The organism is Pseudomonas sp. LLC-1, from assembly GCF_002992185.1.
In the GTDB taxonomy this organism is placed as follows: Bacteria; Pseudomonadota; Gammaproteobacteria; order Pseudomonadales; family Pseudomonadaceae; genus Aquipseudomonas; species Aquipseudomonas monteilii.
In genome coordinates this window covers 103,853-118,861 of sequence record NZ_LUVY01000006.1, presented here as the reverse complement: position 1 = coordinate 118,861, position 15,009 = coordinate 103,853, and the positions used below count along the sequence as shown (strand labels likewise).

At 62.7% G+C, this 15,009-nt stretch carries 16 protein-coding genes; 8 read left to right on the top strand and 8 right to left on the bottom strand.

Annotated elements, in window-relative coordinates:
- Window positions 1–85: 85 nt before the first annotated feature.
- Together A0O30_RS04285 and A0O30_RS27645 are read left to right on the top strand one after the other, a co-directional pair.
- Complete coding sequence (locus tag A0O30_RS04285; protein ID WP_105945696.1) at window positions 86–961, top strand: helix-turn-helix domain-containing protein; 876 nt, start codon at window positions 86–88, stop codon at window positions 959–961.
- A 146-nt stretch (window positions 962–1,107) separates the two neighbouring features.
- Entirely contained in the window at window positions 1,108–1,515 is a 408-nt protein-coding gene (locus A0O30_RS27645; protein WP_146256296.1) for a hypothetical protein, read from the top strand.
- A 123-nt stretch (window positions 1,516–1,638) separates the two neighbouring features.
- Here A0O30_RS27645 and A0O30_RS04280 read toward each other — a convergent pair whose 3' ends face one another.
- From A0O30_RS04280 to A0O30_RS04250, 6 genes are all read right to left on the bottom strand, one after another.
- Complete coding sequence (locus A0O30_RS04280; protein WP_105945695.1) at window positions 1,639–4,029, bottom strand: TonB-dependent siderophore receptor; 2,391 nt, start codon at window positions 4,027–4,029, stop codon at window positions 1,639–1,641.
- 216 nt (window positions 4,030–4,245) lie between these two features.
- On the bottom strand, window positions 4,246–5,226 hold the full coding sequence (locus tag A0O30_RS04270) for a FecR family protein (RefSeq protein ID WP_105945694.1): 981 nt from the start codon (window positions 5,224–5,226) through the stop codon (window positions 4,246–4,248).
- Complete coding sequence (locus A0O30_RS04265) at window positions 5,223–5,798, bottom strand: RNA polymerase sigma factor (protein WP_060499754.1); 576 nt, start codon at window positions 5,796–5,798, stop codon at window positions 5,223–5,225. Before A0O30_RS04265 ends, A0O30_RS04270 begins: the two co-directional genes overlap by 4 nt.
- A gap of 4 nt (window positions 5,799–5,802) precedes the next feature.
- On the bottom strand, window positions 5,803–6,129 hold the full coding sequence (locus A0O30_RS04260; RefSeq protein WP_105945693.1) for a DUF3325 domain-containing protein: 327 nt from the start codon (window positions 6,127–6,129) through the stop codon (window positions 5,803–5,805).
- The gene (locus tag A0O30_RS04255) at window positions 6,129–7,703 is read right to left on the bottom strand and encodes a PepSY domain-containing protein (protein WP_105945692.1); all 1,575 of its coding nucleotides are present in this window, start codon (window positions 7,701–7,703) and stop codon (window positions 6,129–6,131) included. Before A0O30_RS04255 ends, A0O30_RS04260 begins: the two co-directional genes overlap by 1 nt.
- On the bottom strand, window positions 7,700–8,005 hold the full coding sequence (locus tag A0O30_RS04250; protein WP_016713490.1) for a DUF3649 domain-containing protein: 306 nt from the start codon (window positions 8,003–8,005) through the stop codon (window positions 7,700–7,702). The genes A0O30_RS04255 and A0O30_RS04250 overlap by 4 nt, the downstream gene beginning before the upstream one ends.
- Before the next feature lie 139 nt (window positions 8,006–8,144).
- Between A0O30_RS04250 and A0O30_RS04245 the strand changes: the two genes are divergently transcribed.
- The 5 genes from A0O30_RS04245 (at window position 8,145) to A0O30_RS04225 (ending at window position 12,961) form a co-directional block, all read left to right on the top strand.
- A complete protein-coding gene (locus A0O30_RS04245) occupies window positions 8,145–8,657 on the top strand; it encodes a sigma-70 family RNA polymerase sigma factor (protein WP_177410249.1) in 513 nt (170 codons plus the stop codon).
- The gene (locus A0O30_RS04240) at window positions 8,654–9,580 is read left to right on the top strand and encodes a FecR domain-containing protein (RefSeq protein WP_105945690.1); all 927 of its coding nucleotides are present in this window, start codon (window positions 8,654–8,656) and stop codon (window positions 9,578–9,580) included. Before A0O30_RS04245 ends, A0O30_RS04240 begins: the two co-directional genes overlap by 4 nt.
- 118 nt (window positions 9,581–9,698) lie before the next feature.
- Complete coding sequence (fecA, locus tag A0O30_RS04235) at window positions 9,699–12,023, top strand: TonB-dependent Fe(3+) dicitrate receptor FecA (protein WP_105945689.1); 2,325 nt, start codon at window positions 9,699–9,701, stop codon at window positions 12,021–12,023.
- A gap of 178 nt (window positions 12,024–12,201) precedes the next feature.
- Window positions 12,202–12,549 carry an HPF/RaiA family ribosome-associated protein gene (locus A0O30_RS04230; protein WP_105945688.1) on the top strand — a complete coding sequence of 116 codons (348 nt, stop codon included), beginning with the start codon at window positions 12,202–12,204 and terminating at the stop codon, window positions 12,547–12,549.
- A gap of 121 nt (window positions 12,550–12,670) precedes the next feature.
- Window positions 12,671–12,961 (top strand): DUF3509 domain-containing protein, encoded by a 291-nt coding sequence (locus tag A0O30_RS04225; protein WP_105945687.1) that lies wholly within the window; start codon window positions 12,671–12,673, stop codon window positions 12,959–12,961.
- Between the two features lie 3 nt (window positions 12,962–12,964).
- Here the strand turns inward: A0O30_RS04225 and A0O30_RS04220 are convergent, their stop codons facing one another.
- Entirely contained in the window at window positions 12,965–13,435 is a 471-nt protein-coding gene (locus A0O30_RS04220; protein ID WP_016713487.1) for a phosphate-starvation-inducible protein PsiE, read from the bottom strand.
- 222 nt (window positions 13,436–13,657) lie between these two features.
- Here A0O30_RS04220 and A0O30_RS04215 point away from each other — a divergent pair, with 222 nt between their 5' ends.
- A complete protein-coding gene (locus A0O30_RS04215) occupies window positions 13,658–13,921 on the top strand; it encodes a YebG family protein (RefSeq protein ID WP_105945686.1) in 264 nt (87 codons plus the stop codon).
- Window positions 13,922–13,966: 45 nt separating this feature from the next.
- On the opposite strand, the gene A0O30_RS04210 is transcribed toward A0O30_RS04215, so the two are convergent.
- Window positions 13,967–14,986, bottom strand: a complete 1,020-nt coding sequence (locus A0O30_RS04210; protein WP_025753991.1) for a Glu/Leu/Phe/Val dehydrogenase dimerization domain-containing protein — start codon at window positions 14,984–14,986, stop codon at window positions 13,967–13,969.
- Between the last annotated feature and the right edge of the window lie 23 nt (window positions 14,987–15,009).

Genomic DNA, 15,009 nt, shown 5'->3' with positions numbered 1-15,009 from the left:
GCTTGCACAAACTTGCGCTTTTGTCCCGCAGGTAGCTGTAAGCCAGCCCAAGTGGCAGTAGGATGGCTGGCAAGAGGATTCGCCCATGACCCCGCTCACCCAGTTGCAAGTGTTCAACGCCATGCACGCCTCGCCCCACGCCCGGCTGGAGCTGAGCGCGCACCTGGGCGATGGGCTGGCGGCGGCGTTGTGGAGCAACCGTGACGATGCCCGCGACTACCAGGCGCCCAGCCACCACACGTTGTCGTGCTACATCGCCGATGGCACCGGCACCTTCCGCCGCCAGCGCCCAGGCGACAAAGGTGCGCCGGACAAACTGTGCGTGATGCCCGCCGGCCATGAGTCGAACTGGGTGGTCAACGGCTCGATTCGCCTGGCGCACCTGTACATCAGCGAAACCCAGTTCGCCCTCGGCTGCGTGCGCCTGCTAGACCGCGAGCCCCGTGAACTGCAATTGCAGGAAGCCACCTTCCTTGACGACCCGCAGCAAGCCAGGCGCTTCCGCCAATTGATCAACCTGAGCTGGGACGAGCCCGGCGAGCGCTTGCTGGCCAGCAGCCTGGCCCATGAAATCGTCGACCATGCGGTGCTCAGCCAAGTGGGCCTACGCCAAGGTCTGCGCTTGAAGGGCGGAATCGCGCCCAGTCTGCGCCGGCAACTGATCGACTACATCGAGGCGAACCTGGACCAGCCCATCACCCTTGGCGAGCTGGCCCTTCGCTGCAACCTCTCGGAATACCACTTCGCCCGGATGTTCCGCACAAGCTTTGGCGTACCACCCCATCAATACCTGCTGGCCCGGCGACTTCACCACGCCTGCCGGTTGCTGCGCCTGGCTCAGCTACCGCTGGGGCAGGTCGCCTTGCTGTGTGGTTTTGCCAGTGCCAGCCATTTCAGCAACAGATTTCGGCAGGCGCTGGGGGCGACGCCAGGGGAATACCGGGCGGCCTTCGAGCACTAACACCATCTGCTCATTGAAAGGCAACGTCAGCTCGTCACTCAAGGCACGGACCTGATAATTATGCTAGTTGCCGCCATATCGCTGCGGCCCTACTCTTTGCGCGTAGTACCGAACTAAACAATTCTAAACTCTTCAAGGGTAGCGCCATGGACAACCGAAAAACAGATGATCAGATGTCACCTGGATTCACACTTGAATGGAGCGAGCCAGACGGAAGAACCCGAAAAGAGACAGGCACTGCTGAAGTCAAACGAGAAGATGAGGTAACTCGGATAATCGGCACTATTAGACCGGCCTTGCATTTCTTGGTTTTAAATATTCCGCGGGAACTTGGAGAGACAGGTAAATATCCGATAGTCACATTTGACGAAGGACAGGAAGGCAAGCCCAGCGTGACAATCGGGAGCGTTCTGGAGGGGGCATGGCTGACTGATTTCCACGGATTCGTCACATTGACCAAACAAGGCAAATTCATTGTCGAATTTGAAGCCGAGAGTATTGGGTCAAATTACAAAATCCACAAAGGATCTTTCGTGCTCGACCTAGACTCATGACCCGACACCCCAAACTTAAAGCAGAGCGGTGTAAACAACAACAGCACAACCCTGCCGTTTTCGGTGACAACATTCGAGAAAACATCATCACCGAGAACGGCAATTCCAATCTACTCACCCAGCTTAGAATTCAAACGTACTGGACACACTCACCTGCCGTGCATCGCCAATAGCAACGAAATACTGATTCACCGCCGAACTGTAATACACCTTGTCGAACAGGTTCTTCACGTTCAACTGCAGGCGCACCTTGTGGTCGTCCAGCTTGGTCTCATAGCTAGCGAACGCATCGGCCACGGTGTACGACGGCAGGTCGAAGGTGTTGGTCGAGTTGCCCGCCCGCTCCCCCACATAACGCGCACCTGCGCCCACTCGCAGCTTGTCGCCGCCGAACAGGCTGCCGAAGTCGTACACGGCCGACAACGAACCGCTGTGCTTGGCCACGTTCTGCAGGCGGTTACCCTGCAGGGCGGGGTCTTCGGTCACTTTGGCATCCGTGTAGGCATAGCTGCCAATCAGGCTCCAGCGCTCGCTGAGCTGCCCCGTTAGGTCAAGTTCAACGCCACGCGATCTGACCTCGCCGGCGTTGCTGTACACTGTCTCTTTACTGATGGCGTCAAAGTTCGAAACCAGCACATTGCGCTTGGTGATATCGAACAACGCCAGGGTGCCGGTGACGCGGCCCGGCATGTCGAGCTTGGCCCCCAACTCCCATGACTTACCTTCTTCCGGTGCCACCGACGAGTCGAGCACAACGTTGCCGGTCAACGGCGCGATGCTGGAGTTGGGCTTGAACGACTCGCTGTAGCTGCCATAGAACGACAGTTGGTCGTCAACCTTGTAGACGATTCCGGCATGCGGTACCCAAGCCTGGCCACTGATGTCGGTGTTGACATGGAACGGGCGGCCGCGCCCGGCGTACTGGTCGAACTGCTGGAAGCGGGCCCCCGCCACAAGGATCCAGTGCTCATCCAGGTGCAGCGCATCCTGCACGAACAGTGCGTCGGTGCGCAGCTTGTCGGTCTGGTCACTCTCTTTGGCACCTACGCTGGTGCCTTCCACTTCCTGGCCGTACACCGGGTTTACATAGCTGAACGTGGATTGCGCAGTCTGGCGGATCAGGTCACCGCGATAAATCTTGCGGTCTTCATGGTCGACGCCGAACAGCAGGTTGTGCTGCATACCGGCCAACTCTACGTTGCCCGCCAGGCTCAAGGTGGCGAACTGGTCACGGCTCATGGCGTTGTGGGTGCCATCGATGCTTCGCGACAGTGTGCCGGTCTTTTCATCCACGCCGGTCACCCGCACCTGGCTGGCATCATAGGTCTCGCGGTTGAAGCTGTAGCCAAAGTGCAGCTTCCAGTCATCGGCCAGTTGGTGGTCGACTTCCAGACGGTACAGGTCGGAGCGCCCTTCCATGTCGTTGAACGGCTCGTCCAGGCGCCGCGTGGCGGGGATGTTCAGCGGGTGGCCGTTGTTGCCGAACGCGGTGCCGCGGTCGAAGGGCGAGAGAAATTCGCGGTGCTCGTAGGCCAGCACCACCTGGGTGTCCTCACCCAGCCAGGCCAGCGATGGCGCCACCAACGATTCGCGGTGCACGCCGTAGTTGCGCCAGTAGTCTTCGTCTTCGTGGTCGACGATCAGGCGGTAGGCGAAGTTGCTGTCGCCCAGCGCGCCGGTGCTGTCGAACCCGCCGCCACTGCCGTTCTTGCCGCTGCCGTAGGTGGAACCACGCACGGTCAGGGCGTTGTATTGCTCAAGTTGCGGGCGCTTGCTGACCACGTTGATCACCCCGCCCGGGTCTTGGATGCCGTACAGCAGCGAGGCCGGGCCCTTGAGCACTTCGACCCGCTCGGTGCTGGCGTTGAGGCTGCGGCCCTGCACGATAGGCATGCCATCGCGCATGATCGAGCCGTCGCGGTTGTCGCCAAAACCGCGTTTCATCACCGTGTCGGAGGTGCCGCCGAAGTTGTTGCCCTGGGTGATGCCACTGACGTTGTAAAGGGCATCGTCGAGGTTGCGCGGGGCCTGGTCGCGGATGACCTGGGCCGGTACCACGTTGATGGCCTGGGGAATGTCCTGGTTCGGGCCTTGCCCGCGCATGATCGAGGCGGTGGCCGGCGGTTGATAGCTGTACACGTCCATTTGCGAAGTCACGGTGGTGGCCTGCAGGTTGAGGGCGCCGGAGGTGTCTGCGGTTTCGAGGGTCAGCGTGCGTGCATCGACGCGCCGCCAGGCCAGCCCGGCGTTGCCCAGCAGCTGTTGCAGGGCCTGTTCGGCGCTGAATCGGCCGTTCAGTGCCGGTGCCTGCACGCCCGGCAGTTCCAGGGTGTAGACCACGCTCTGGCCGGTGGTGCGGCTGAAGGCGTTGAGCGCCTGGGCCAGGGGCTGGGCCGGCTGGGCGAAGGCATAGGTCTGCTGTTGCTCGGCGGCACTGGCCAGGGGAGCGACAGCAACGGCCGGGAGCATGGCAAGGCCGAACCAGAGAGGGACGCAACGCGGGGTGAACTTCATGGACGCTGACCTGTGAGAGGGTGATGACTGCGAATGAATCGCACTTCCACTCATTACACGGATGCCACGTCCTGTTACCTCACCCGCTTTTTGAAAAATATTTTGCCTGTGCCGGCCTCTTCGCGGGCACGCCCGCTCCCACAGGGATCGCGCGCGTTTCAAATCCGGTGCAACCTGTGGGAGCGGGCGTGCCCGCGAAGAGGCCAGTACAGGCGACTACCGAATCAGGGTCAAACGCCCCAGCACGGTCTGCCGCGAAAAGCCCATCACCTTGCCCAGCGAATCCAGTGCCAGCAACGGTTCGCCCACCGGGAAGCTGCCGCTGACCTTGCGCTGCCCCAGTTCACCATCCAGCAACAGGATACGCCCCGGGTAATAGCGCCCAAGGTCTTCCACCACCTGCGCCAACGGCACCTGGTAATAATTCAGCCAGCCCTGGCGCCAGGCCAGGCGGTTGTCACTGTCCACAACCTGGGTGTCGTCGATCCTGCCTGCGCTGTAGCTCACCTGCTGGTTGGCAGTCAGTTCACGCGCCAACGTGCCCTGCACAGGGCTAACCCCCACACGCCCACTGCGCACCGTCACCTGAGCGCCCTCACCCTGCTCGCGCACTTCGAACTGGGTGCCGAGCACTCGAACTTCGCCACCGGCAGCTTCGACCAGGAACGGCTCGCCGGTATGCGTCACCTGGAAAAACGCCGCGCCATGAAGCAACCGCACACGGCGCTCCCCCTTGGCGAAATCGACAGCAATGGCGCTACCGGCATCCAGCGTGACCTGCGACTGGTCAGCCAAGGTTACCTGGCGAATCTGCCCGGCACTGCTGTAGTCAGCCTGCAGGTCCTGCAACCAGTACCCCGGGTGCCAACCACCAGCAACACCCACGGCCAGCACCAGACAGGCCGCCATCGCCATCGCCGCCACATGCCGCCACGGACCACGGGCCGGCGGCCTGGCCATGGCATCGAGGTAACGTTGCAGGGCTTGCTGCTCTTCGTCGGCCAACCGCTGCGCCGGGCCGGCGCTTTTCTGCCACAACAGCTGAGCCTGTTCATAGGCGGCGCGGTGAACAGGGTCGGCCAGCAACCAGCGCTTGAACGCCGCCCCCTCGGCTTGCGCGGGCTGCTCGTTGATGCGGCTGAGCCACTGCAGGGCGGCCTGGGATTGCGCCTCGGTAATGGGGGGCATGCTGCTCATCGACGGGCGCTCCCTGGCCGGCGTGGAATGGGCGCGGGCTCGGCAACACTGGCCTTGCACGCTTCAAGGGCGCGCATCATATGCTTTTCCACGGCACTCTGGGACAGTTGCATGGCCTTGGCGATTTCGCCGTACTTGCAGCCGTGAATGCGGTTGAGCAAAAAGATTTGCCGGGTGCGCTCGGGCAACGCGCGCAAGGCGGCTTCGATGCGTTGCAGGTCGTGGTCCACTTCCAGAGCCTGCTCTGGCGCCTGGGCCGTGGCCACTTCGTCCACCGGCAACGCGGCTTCGGCCACGCGTTCGCGGCTGCCTTCACTGCGCAGGTGGTCGATGGCGAGATTACCAGCGCATCGCAGCAAGTAGGTGTCCAGCGCCTCGACCTTCACTTCGGGGCGCCGCCAGAAGCGCAAAAATAGCTCCTGAACCAGGTCCGATGCCGTGGCGCGGCAGCCGACGCGCCGGCTGACCAGCGCCTCCATGCGTGCACGCTGGGCCTGGAACACCTGGACGAAACGTGCACGCCCGCCGGCACTGTCGGCGTCGGGCTCGATGATATCCCCCTGCTCGCTCACGGCTTCACACGGCAAACACGGCCAGCAACGGGCCGAGCACCACGCTGGCGGCGGCCAGGCCCAGCAGCAGCCGCGGCTGGTAAGGCAGGCCGAACACCCACAGGGTTACCCCGGCCATCATCACCGCCGTCCACTCCACCAGCCCATGGGCCCAACCACGCAGGTGCACGCTGAGGACCAGCGACAGCATCAGCAGCAACCAACCGGCGATACGCAACATCCGCAATTGCCCAGGGCGCGGCTTGCGCCCGAGCAGGTCGCTGAAGTGTTTTTCCATGGCCAGGCACAGGGCGACAAAGCCTGCGAATGCGATCAGTGCGTTACCCAGCATCAACTCGCCTCCGCGGTTTCAGTGCCCGGCTTTTTTGCTGCGCGTGGGCGCTTGGCAACCGGCTTGGGGCTGCGCAGCATCTTGCCGGCCAGCCAGGCCAGGAACAGGCCGGTGGCCAGGGCAGTCAGGTCGAAGCCGGCCATGGCCCAGTCACCCTCCAGCAGCGAATGGTTCAACCCGCGGTGGGTACTCAGGCCGTTGAGCAGTGGCAGCAAGGCAAAGGCCAGCGCACCCAACGCCAGTTGCTCGCCCCAGGCCCTGCGCCCGCTGCGTAGTAGCGCATGCACCAGCGACAGGCCCCAGGCGATGAAGAAGGCATTGACCTCCCAGTCGCCCCGGCCTTCGACGCCTATCGGGACCAGGCGGTTGGCCCAGAAGAAGCCCGCCACTGCCAGCAGTAACCCGCTCATGCTGGCGATATTGAGTACCTCAACCAGGCGCAGCTCGCCCGGCATGTGTTCGCTTTTCGCGTGCTTGAGCTGGCGCTTGCCCAGCCACATCACCAGCCCGGTGCCGATCACCGCAGTACCGGCCACACCAAAGAAGAAGTACAGCCAGCGCAACCAAGGCCCGGCGAAGTTGCCCATGTGCAGCCCGGCGAAACTGAAGGCGGTCATCATAGCCCCGCTCTCTGGCTTGCCCTGGCTCAGCAATTCGCCACTGGCGCCATCGAAGGTCCAGTTGGCGCTGCGCCGATACGCCACATGGTCAGCAGACGATTGCGTGAAGGTGACACGGGCATTGCTGTCGCCCGGGTTCTGCACCTGGATGTTGCCAATACGCGCGCCGGGTTGCAGTGCCTGCACCTGGGCATACAGGCTGGGCAACGGCACCAGCGGTGCAGCCACATGGGCCGCCTTGGGCGCATCGTCGCGGCCGAACAGGTCGTTGAAGTACTTGTCGGTGTCATTGCCATAGCTGGCCATGATGCCAGCCGGCATCACCATGTACATGAACAGCACCAGGCTGCTGTAGCTGATCATCAGGTGGAATGGCAGCACCAGCACACCGATCGCGTTGTGCCCGTCCAGCCAGGAGCGCTGGCCCTTGCCGGGGCGGAAGGTGAAGAACTCCTTGAAGATCTTCTTGTGGGTGATGATGCCGGTGACCAGCCCCAACAACATGATGAACGCGCAGAAGGTCGACAGCCATCGGCCGAACGGGTAAGGCATCTGTAGCTGGAAGTGGAAGCGGTAGAAGAACTCGCCACCGCGGCTGTCGCGCGCTTCAACCGGCTGACCGGTCTGGGTATCGAGGGTTTTACTCACGAACCCGCGTGGCCCGCCATTGGGGTCGCGGTAGCCCACGCTCAAGGCGGCCTCGCGCGCGTTGGGCATGCGAATGAACCAGGTGCCCGAATGCCCGGCATTGTCCTGCAGGTAACGTTGGGCCACACCCAGGCTGTTGAGCGGATCCAGGGCGTGGCTGCGCACTTCGGGCTGCGCCCAGTGGGTGATTTCTTCCTTGAAATACGACAGCGTGCCGGTGAGGAAGATGGCGAACAGCAGCCAGCCGAAAATCAGTCCGGTCCAGGTGTGCAACCAGGCCATCGCCTGGCGGAAGCCTTCTTTCATGGGTTTTTCATCCAGTAGGCGACGCCGCTGATCATGCCCAACAACAGGCTTGGCGCCAGTACACCCAGCCAGGCACGCCAGGCGTTGCGGCAGGCGAAGCACCAGATGAACGCCAGTAGGTAGAAGACGAACGACAGCAACAGGCCAGTGAGCGTGGCATCGACCTTGGGCAACGGCGCCACCAAGGCAATACAGACGCTGGCCATCGACGCCAGCAAATAGCCGCCCAGCAGCGCGGCCAGGCTGCGTGAGGCAACGCCCAGCCGGTAACTGAGCGGGAGGCCGGCGGTTTTGCGCGTCATGGCGAAGGTCCGGGCGTTTTCGGGGTTGCAATACTAATGATTTCAATTCTCATAAGCAAAGCCTGCTGACAGGTGACGATTGCCGAAACAGACGGCCACCCCTACAATGCGAACAATTCTTACTACCAGTTGCGCTGTCATGCGCCGGAGTATCACGGTGACCAGCGCGCTTACATCGACGGTCGAAGGCCTTTACCACGCACACCACAACTGGCTCACCGGCTGGTTGCGTCGCCGTCTGGGCTGCCCGCACAGCGCCGCCGATCTGGCTCAGGACACCTACATGCGCCTGCTCCAGGCGCGCGAGGCGCCCCAGCTGGTGGAGCCGCGAGCGTTCCTTGCCACCGTCGCCAAGCGCGTATTGTGTAACCACTTCCGCCGCCAGGAACTGGAGCGCGCCTACCTGCAAGCGCTCGCACAGGTGCCGGAAGAAGTCGCACCGTGCGAGGAGCAGAAGGCGATCATTTTCGAGACTTTGCTGGAACTCGATCGCCTGCTGGACGACCTGCCGCCATTGGTCAAACGCGCCTTCCTGCTGGCCCAGGTCGATGGCATGGGCCAAGGTGAAATCGCCCGGGAACTGGGCATCTCCCTGGCCACGGTCAAGCGCTACCTGAGCAAGGCGGCCATGCGCTGCTACTTCGCCCTGTGAACGCCTCGTTTTCCCCGCAAGTGGCCGAGCAGGCCGTGCACTGGCTGATCGAGTCGCAAGGCGATGATTTCGGCCAGGCGCAACAGCAGGCTTTCGACCGCTGGTTGCAGGCCGACCAAGAGCACCAGCGTGCTTGGTCGCATATCCAACAAGTGAACCAGCGGCTGCGCGGTGTGTCATCGCCAGTGGTGCACGCAACGCTGCAAGCCCCGCATTCGCCTGCCCGGCGCCGGGCGCTCAAAGCTTTGCTGCTGGTGGGCGTGGCCAGTGCCACGGGGCTTGGCCTGCAACAGCACAACCCCCTTCCCGGGATGATGGCCGACTACCGCAGCCCGGTCGGTCAGCGCCGACGCATGCAACTGGGCGACGGCAGCGTGCTGCAACTCAACACCCGCAGCGCAGCCGATGTGCGCTTCGACGGGCAGCAGCGGTTGGTGCAACTGTTCGAAGGCGAACTGGCACTGCAAGTGGCCAGCGATGCACGGCCGTTGCGGCTACGTACTGGTGAGGGTGTACTGCACCTGGACAGCGGGCGCTTCAACGTGCGCCAGTTCGACGGGTATAGCCTGGTGTCGGTGTTCGAAGGCGGGGCCAGCGCAGACGGGCAGCCGCTCATGGCCGGGCAACAGGCACGCTTCACCGGCGCCTGGCGCTCGGTGTCGGCACTCGACCGCAATGTCGGCGCCTGGGTCGACGGCATGCTGGTGGCCTCGCAGATGCGCCTGGCAGACTTCCTTGCCGAACTTGGGCGCTATCGCCATGGGCAGCTGGGGTGCAGCGAGCGGGTCGCCGACTTGCGCATTTCCGGGTCGTATCCGCTGGATGACAGTGAACGCATCCTGCAGATGCTGGAAGTGGCGTTGCCGGTGCGTGTGCGGCAGTTCACCCGCTACTGGGTAACACTGGAGCCAAAGATCAGCTAAAGCAGGCCTGGCTTGCCGGCGATGAGGCCGGTACAGGCAAAAAATTTAAAAATGAGTGAGCCATTTTCCCAACCTCGCGTGACAGACATGGCAGAACCCCTCTCTCAGGACCCGACCCATGCCGTTGCGCCCCAGCCCGTTCGTTCACGCCCTGCTGCTCACCACCACCCTCGGCCTGGCCATGCCCGCCGCCCATGCCGAAACCCGCAGCTACCACATCGCCGCCGGTTCGCTTGAAGACGCCCTCAACCAGTTCGGCCGCGAAAGCGGTGCACTGATCTCGTTCGGCTCGCAACTGACCCAAGGTATCAACACTCAGGGCCTGGACGGCCAGTACGACGTGCGCCAGGGCCTCGACATGCTGCTGCGCGGCAGCGGCCTGCAAGTACGGCAGGAAACCGACAACGCGTTCAGCCTGCAGCCCATCGCAGCCCCTGCTGCCGGCACCGCAGTCGAGCTAGGGGCCTCCACCGTGGTCGGCGACTGGCTGGCCGAGGCGCAGCAGGACAACGTATTCGAGCACCCCGGCGCCCGTGACGTCGTGCGCCGCGAAGAATTCGAACGCAACGGTGCTACCACCGCCCGCGAAGTGCTCAACCGCATCCCCGGGGTCAACGCCCCCGACAACAACGGTACCGGCAGCCACGACCTGGCGCTGAACTTTGGCATTCGCGGCCTCAACCCGCGCCTGGCATCGCGCTCGACCGTGCTGATGGATGGCATCCCGGTGCCCTTCGCGCCGTATGGCCAGCCGCAGCTGTCGCTGGCGCCGCTGAGCATGGGCAACATGGACGCCGTGGACGTAGTGCGCGGTGGCGGTGCGGTGCGCTACGGTCCGCAGAACGTCGGCGGCATCGTCAACTTCGTCACCCGGGCGATCCCTGAACAGGCCACGTTCAAGGCCGCCATGCAAAACCAGATCAGCCCGTCTTCCAGCCACGACGGTTTCAAGAACAGCGCCAACCTGCTGGTCGGTGGCACCAACGACAACGGCCTGGGTGGCGCCCTGCTGTACTCCGGTACCCGCGGTGGTGACTGGCGCGAACACAGCGACACGCAGATCGACGACCTGATCCTCAAGGGCAAGCTGCAACTGGACGAAGCCAACAGCCTGCACGCCATGGCCCAGTACTACGAGGGCGAGGCAGACATGCCTGGCGGCCTGAGCACTGCCGATTTCGACGCCGACCCTTACCAGTCCACGCGCCTGAAAGACAAGTTCTGGGGCCGCCGCACCCTGTTCAACTTCGGCTACGACTACAAGCAGGACGACCGCCAGTTCAGCGTCAACAGCTTCTTCACCAAGACCCTGCGCAGCGGCTACCTGGACCAGGGCAGCTTCGTCTCGCTGTCGCCACGCGAGTACTGGGTGCGTGGCATCGAAACCCGCTTCTCGCAGGGCGTGGCCCTGGGCGACAACTGGCACGAGCTGGGCATCGGCTACCGTTACGTCAACGAAGCCGGCCACGAACTGCGCTTCCGCGAGCCGGTGAACGGCAACCTGCCCACCACCGCCAGCCGCAACGACCGCGACACCCGTGGCAGCACCGAAGCTCACGCCATCTACCTGGATGACCGCATCGACATCGGCCGCTGGACCATCACCCCGGGCGTGCGCTACGAGATGATCGACTCCGAACAGAGCAACAAGCTCAATGGCCAGCGCTACCAGGGCAGCTACAACACTGCGCTGCCAGCCCTGAACGTGATGTACCACCTGACCGACAGCTGGAACTTGTACGCCAACACCGAAGGCTCGTTTGGCAGCGTGCAGTACAGCCAGATGCCCAACCGGGTCAGCAGTGGCGAAGTGAAACCGGAAAAAGCGCGCACCTGGGAAGTGGGTACCCGTTACGACAACGGCGACCTGCAGGCCGAGATCGGCGCGTTCCTGATCAACTTCGACAACCAGTATGAAAGCAACCAGACCAACGACTCGGTGATCGCCCGTGGTGAAACCCGCCACCAGGGTATCGAGACCAGCGTCCGCTATGCGCTGGACGGCCTGAGCCCGGCCCTGGCCGGCTTCGACGTGCATGCCAGCTATGCGTTCGTCGACGCCACCATCCGTGAGGACGGGCCGAATAAAGGCAACCAGGTGCCGTTCTCGTCGCGCCACAAGGGCAACCTGGGCGTGGGCTACACCGAGGGCCCGTGGCAGCTGAACCTGGACGGCAGCTTCCAGAGCAGCCAGTACGCCGACAACGCCAACACCAGCACCGAAAGCGCCGATGGCAGCACCGGGCGCATTCCGGGCTACATGCTGGTCAGCACCCGCGCCGGGTACGACTTTGGCCCGCAGTTGTCGAACCTCAAGGTGGCAGTCGGGGTGAAGAATCTGTTCAACCGCGAGTACTACACGCGCTCTTACGATGACAACAACAAGGGCAAGTATGTGGGTGAACCACGTACTTTGTATGTGCAGACGTCGGTGGAATTCTGACCTGCAGCAAATGGGGGGCCGCTTTGTAGCCCCCTTTTGCAACAAGAAATTTATTTTCAAAAAGGGCTTGAATTCATTCCGCAGTTGCCTGACCTTAGAGTCAAGAGGCGCAGAAATTCCAAGGGTCTCAAGGGCCTAGGCGCGCCTCCATGCGAGCAAGCTGAATAAGGATTGAATCATGCAAATCCAGGTCAACAGCAGCAACCATTTCGAAGGCAACGCCCGGCTGGATCAGTGGGTCCGCAGCACACTGCAGAACTCGCTGGAACGTTACGAAGAAGACCTCACCCGCATCGAGGTTCACCTGCGCGACGAGAACGGCGCCAAGCCCGGACCGCATGACAAACGCTGCCAGATGGAGGCTCGCCCAAAAGGCCACCAACCGATTTCCGTGACCCACACCGCCACTTCGCTGGACCAGGCAGTCGACGGTGCCGCCACCAAGCTCAACCACGCGCTGGAACACTTCTACGGCAAGTTGCGCAGCAAGCGCGGCGCCCTGGAACTGAGTGACCCAGACGCCTGATCGGCAATGCAAAACGCCCGGCCTGAAGCCGGGCGTTTTTGTTTGTAGCGATCAACGGCAGTGAACCAACCCGCCGCGTTGCCAGTCAACTTCTGCACTCATTCGCTGCAGAAGCAAGAGCATGAACAACCCATTCGAACGAATCAGTGCTGCATTCGCCCCCGAATACCGGGTCAACCTGAGCATCACAAACCTCGACGGCAGCATCATGCTGACCCTGTCCGACGATGCCGGTGTGGTCGCCAGGCGCCTCGTCTCCCAGGCCCAGCGCAACGACCCGGTGCGCCTGCAGCGGGTGATCGACAGCATTCGCCTGGGCCTGGCCATCGAATTCAGCCAGAACCCCATGCAGGTGCTGGCCGCACTGACCCGCGACGCCCGTCACGAGCCGCGCCACTTCGTTGCCAACTGAGGGCTACTTGCCCTCCTCCACTTCCTTGCCGTTGGCATCCAGCACCTTGGTCGAGGGGTAGCGATACGAAGCGTAGCGCACCACCAGGATCGAGAACGCCAGCAGCAGGATGCCCCCGCACAGGTACAACAGCCCTTCGTCCGGCGCCTTGTGGTGCGAGACATCGCCGATCAGCAGGCGGGTCAGCGCGGTAATCGCCACGTACAGAAGGAAGCGGATCGGCATGTGGTTGGTCTTGAAGTAGATGCCAACCATCGCCCCCAGTTCCAGGTAGATGAACAGCAGCAGAATGTCATCGACACTGACCCCGCCCTTGCCAAGCATGTCCAGGAAGGTGACCACCGCCGCATAGGCGGTAATCGCGCCAATGCCGAACAGCGCCAGGTAATGGAAGGCCTCGACGCACAGGTTGCCCAGCGAGTCGGCCGAACCATGCAGGCCTTTGCGTAGCTTGTCTGCCCATTTGATGTTCACGATGTTCCATTCCCCGATACGTCTTTAAGGATGATGCGTCACCGGTGTGACGCTTGTGCCATGCAGTTAAAGGGCCAGGCCCTTGGCTTGGAAGGCGACCGATTGCCGCAAGGCACGTGTGGGTCAGGCTGAAGAATCAGGTTGCGCGATGATGGCAATGCCATTACTGTATGCGCATACAGTAAACTGCAACACAACCAGCAAAAGGCATAGAGGTGATGAATGGCCGTCGAAGTGGTGTACCGCAGCAGCCGCGACCCGGAGCGCTTGTTCATGGATAAGGCCGAAGCAGACCGTCACGACAAGATGCTCGAACTGGCCGAGCGCCTGGCCGAAGTGCTGCACAAGGCAGTGCCGTCGCTGACTGAGCAGCAGGTTGAGGAAGCCGGTATCTACATGGCCAAGAACCGCGATGTGTTTGCCCGGGCGTTCAAGAGCCAGCCGGATGCGTTGGCCGAGTTGCTGGAAGCGCCAGCAGTTGAGTGATTGCCTTCACCGGCGATAGGGCCAGTGCTAACAACACAAAGCCCATCAGCCATACAACAACCGCTCCGCCAGCATCTGCGCCACCCGCGCCGGCGAACGCTTCTCCGCCTGGGCATGGCCAAACACTTCGGTCAGCCGTGACGGTATCCGCGCCAGGTGCGCGGTGATGGTGCCCAAATCCTCGCCACGATGAGTCAGCGCCACGTAGATCAACCCACCGGCATTGATCACGTAGTCAGGCGCATACAATATCCCGCGCGACTCCAGCTGGTCGGCCACCTGCAAGGTGGTCAGCTGGTTGTTCGCCGCCCCCGCCACCGCCGCACAACGCAACTGCATCACGCTTTGCCCGTTCAGCACTGGCCCCACCCCGCAAGGGGCGAAGATGTCGCAAGGGGTGCTGATCAACGCATCGTTGGTCACAGGCTTGGCATCGAACTGCTCCATCGCCAGCCGCACACGCCCTGGGTCCAGGTCGCTGACCAGCAACTCCGCGCCCACCGCATGCAGTTGCTCCGCCAACGCAAAACCGACATTGCCCAAGCCCTGCACCGCTACCCGCAGGCCTCTGAGGTCATCACTGCCCAGCCGGAACGAGGTGGTGGCGCGAATACCCGCGAACACCCCCATCGCCGCATGTGGCGAGGGATCACCCGATGCGGTGGTACTGGTCACATGGGGTGTGCTCTGAGCAATGCAGTCCATGTCCAGGGTCGAGGTGCCGCTGTCCACCGCGATGATGAAGCGCCCGTGCAAGGTATCGATGAAGCGGCCAAAGGCCTCGAACAGTGCGGCGCGGTTTTCCACATGCGGGTTGCGCATGATCACCGCCTTGCCACCGCCCAGTGGCAAGCCCGCCAACGCCGCCTTGTAGCTCATGCCCTGGGCCAGGCGAATGGCATCGGTCATGGCGCTTTCGTCATCGGCATAAGGCAGGTACCGGCACCCGCCCATGGCCGGGCCCAGTTGCTCACTGTGGATCGCCACAACCGCTTTCAGGCCCGTAGGCGGGTCGTTGAACAGGTGCAAGGACTGGGTACGCGTGCTTTGCATCAGAGCGAACATCGACAGGCCCCCCATGAGGTGCT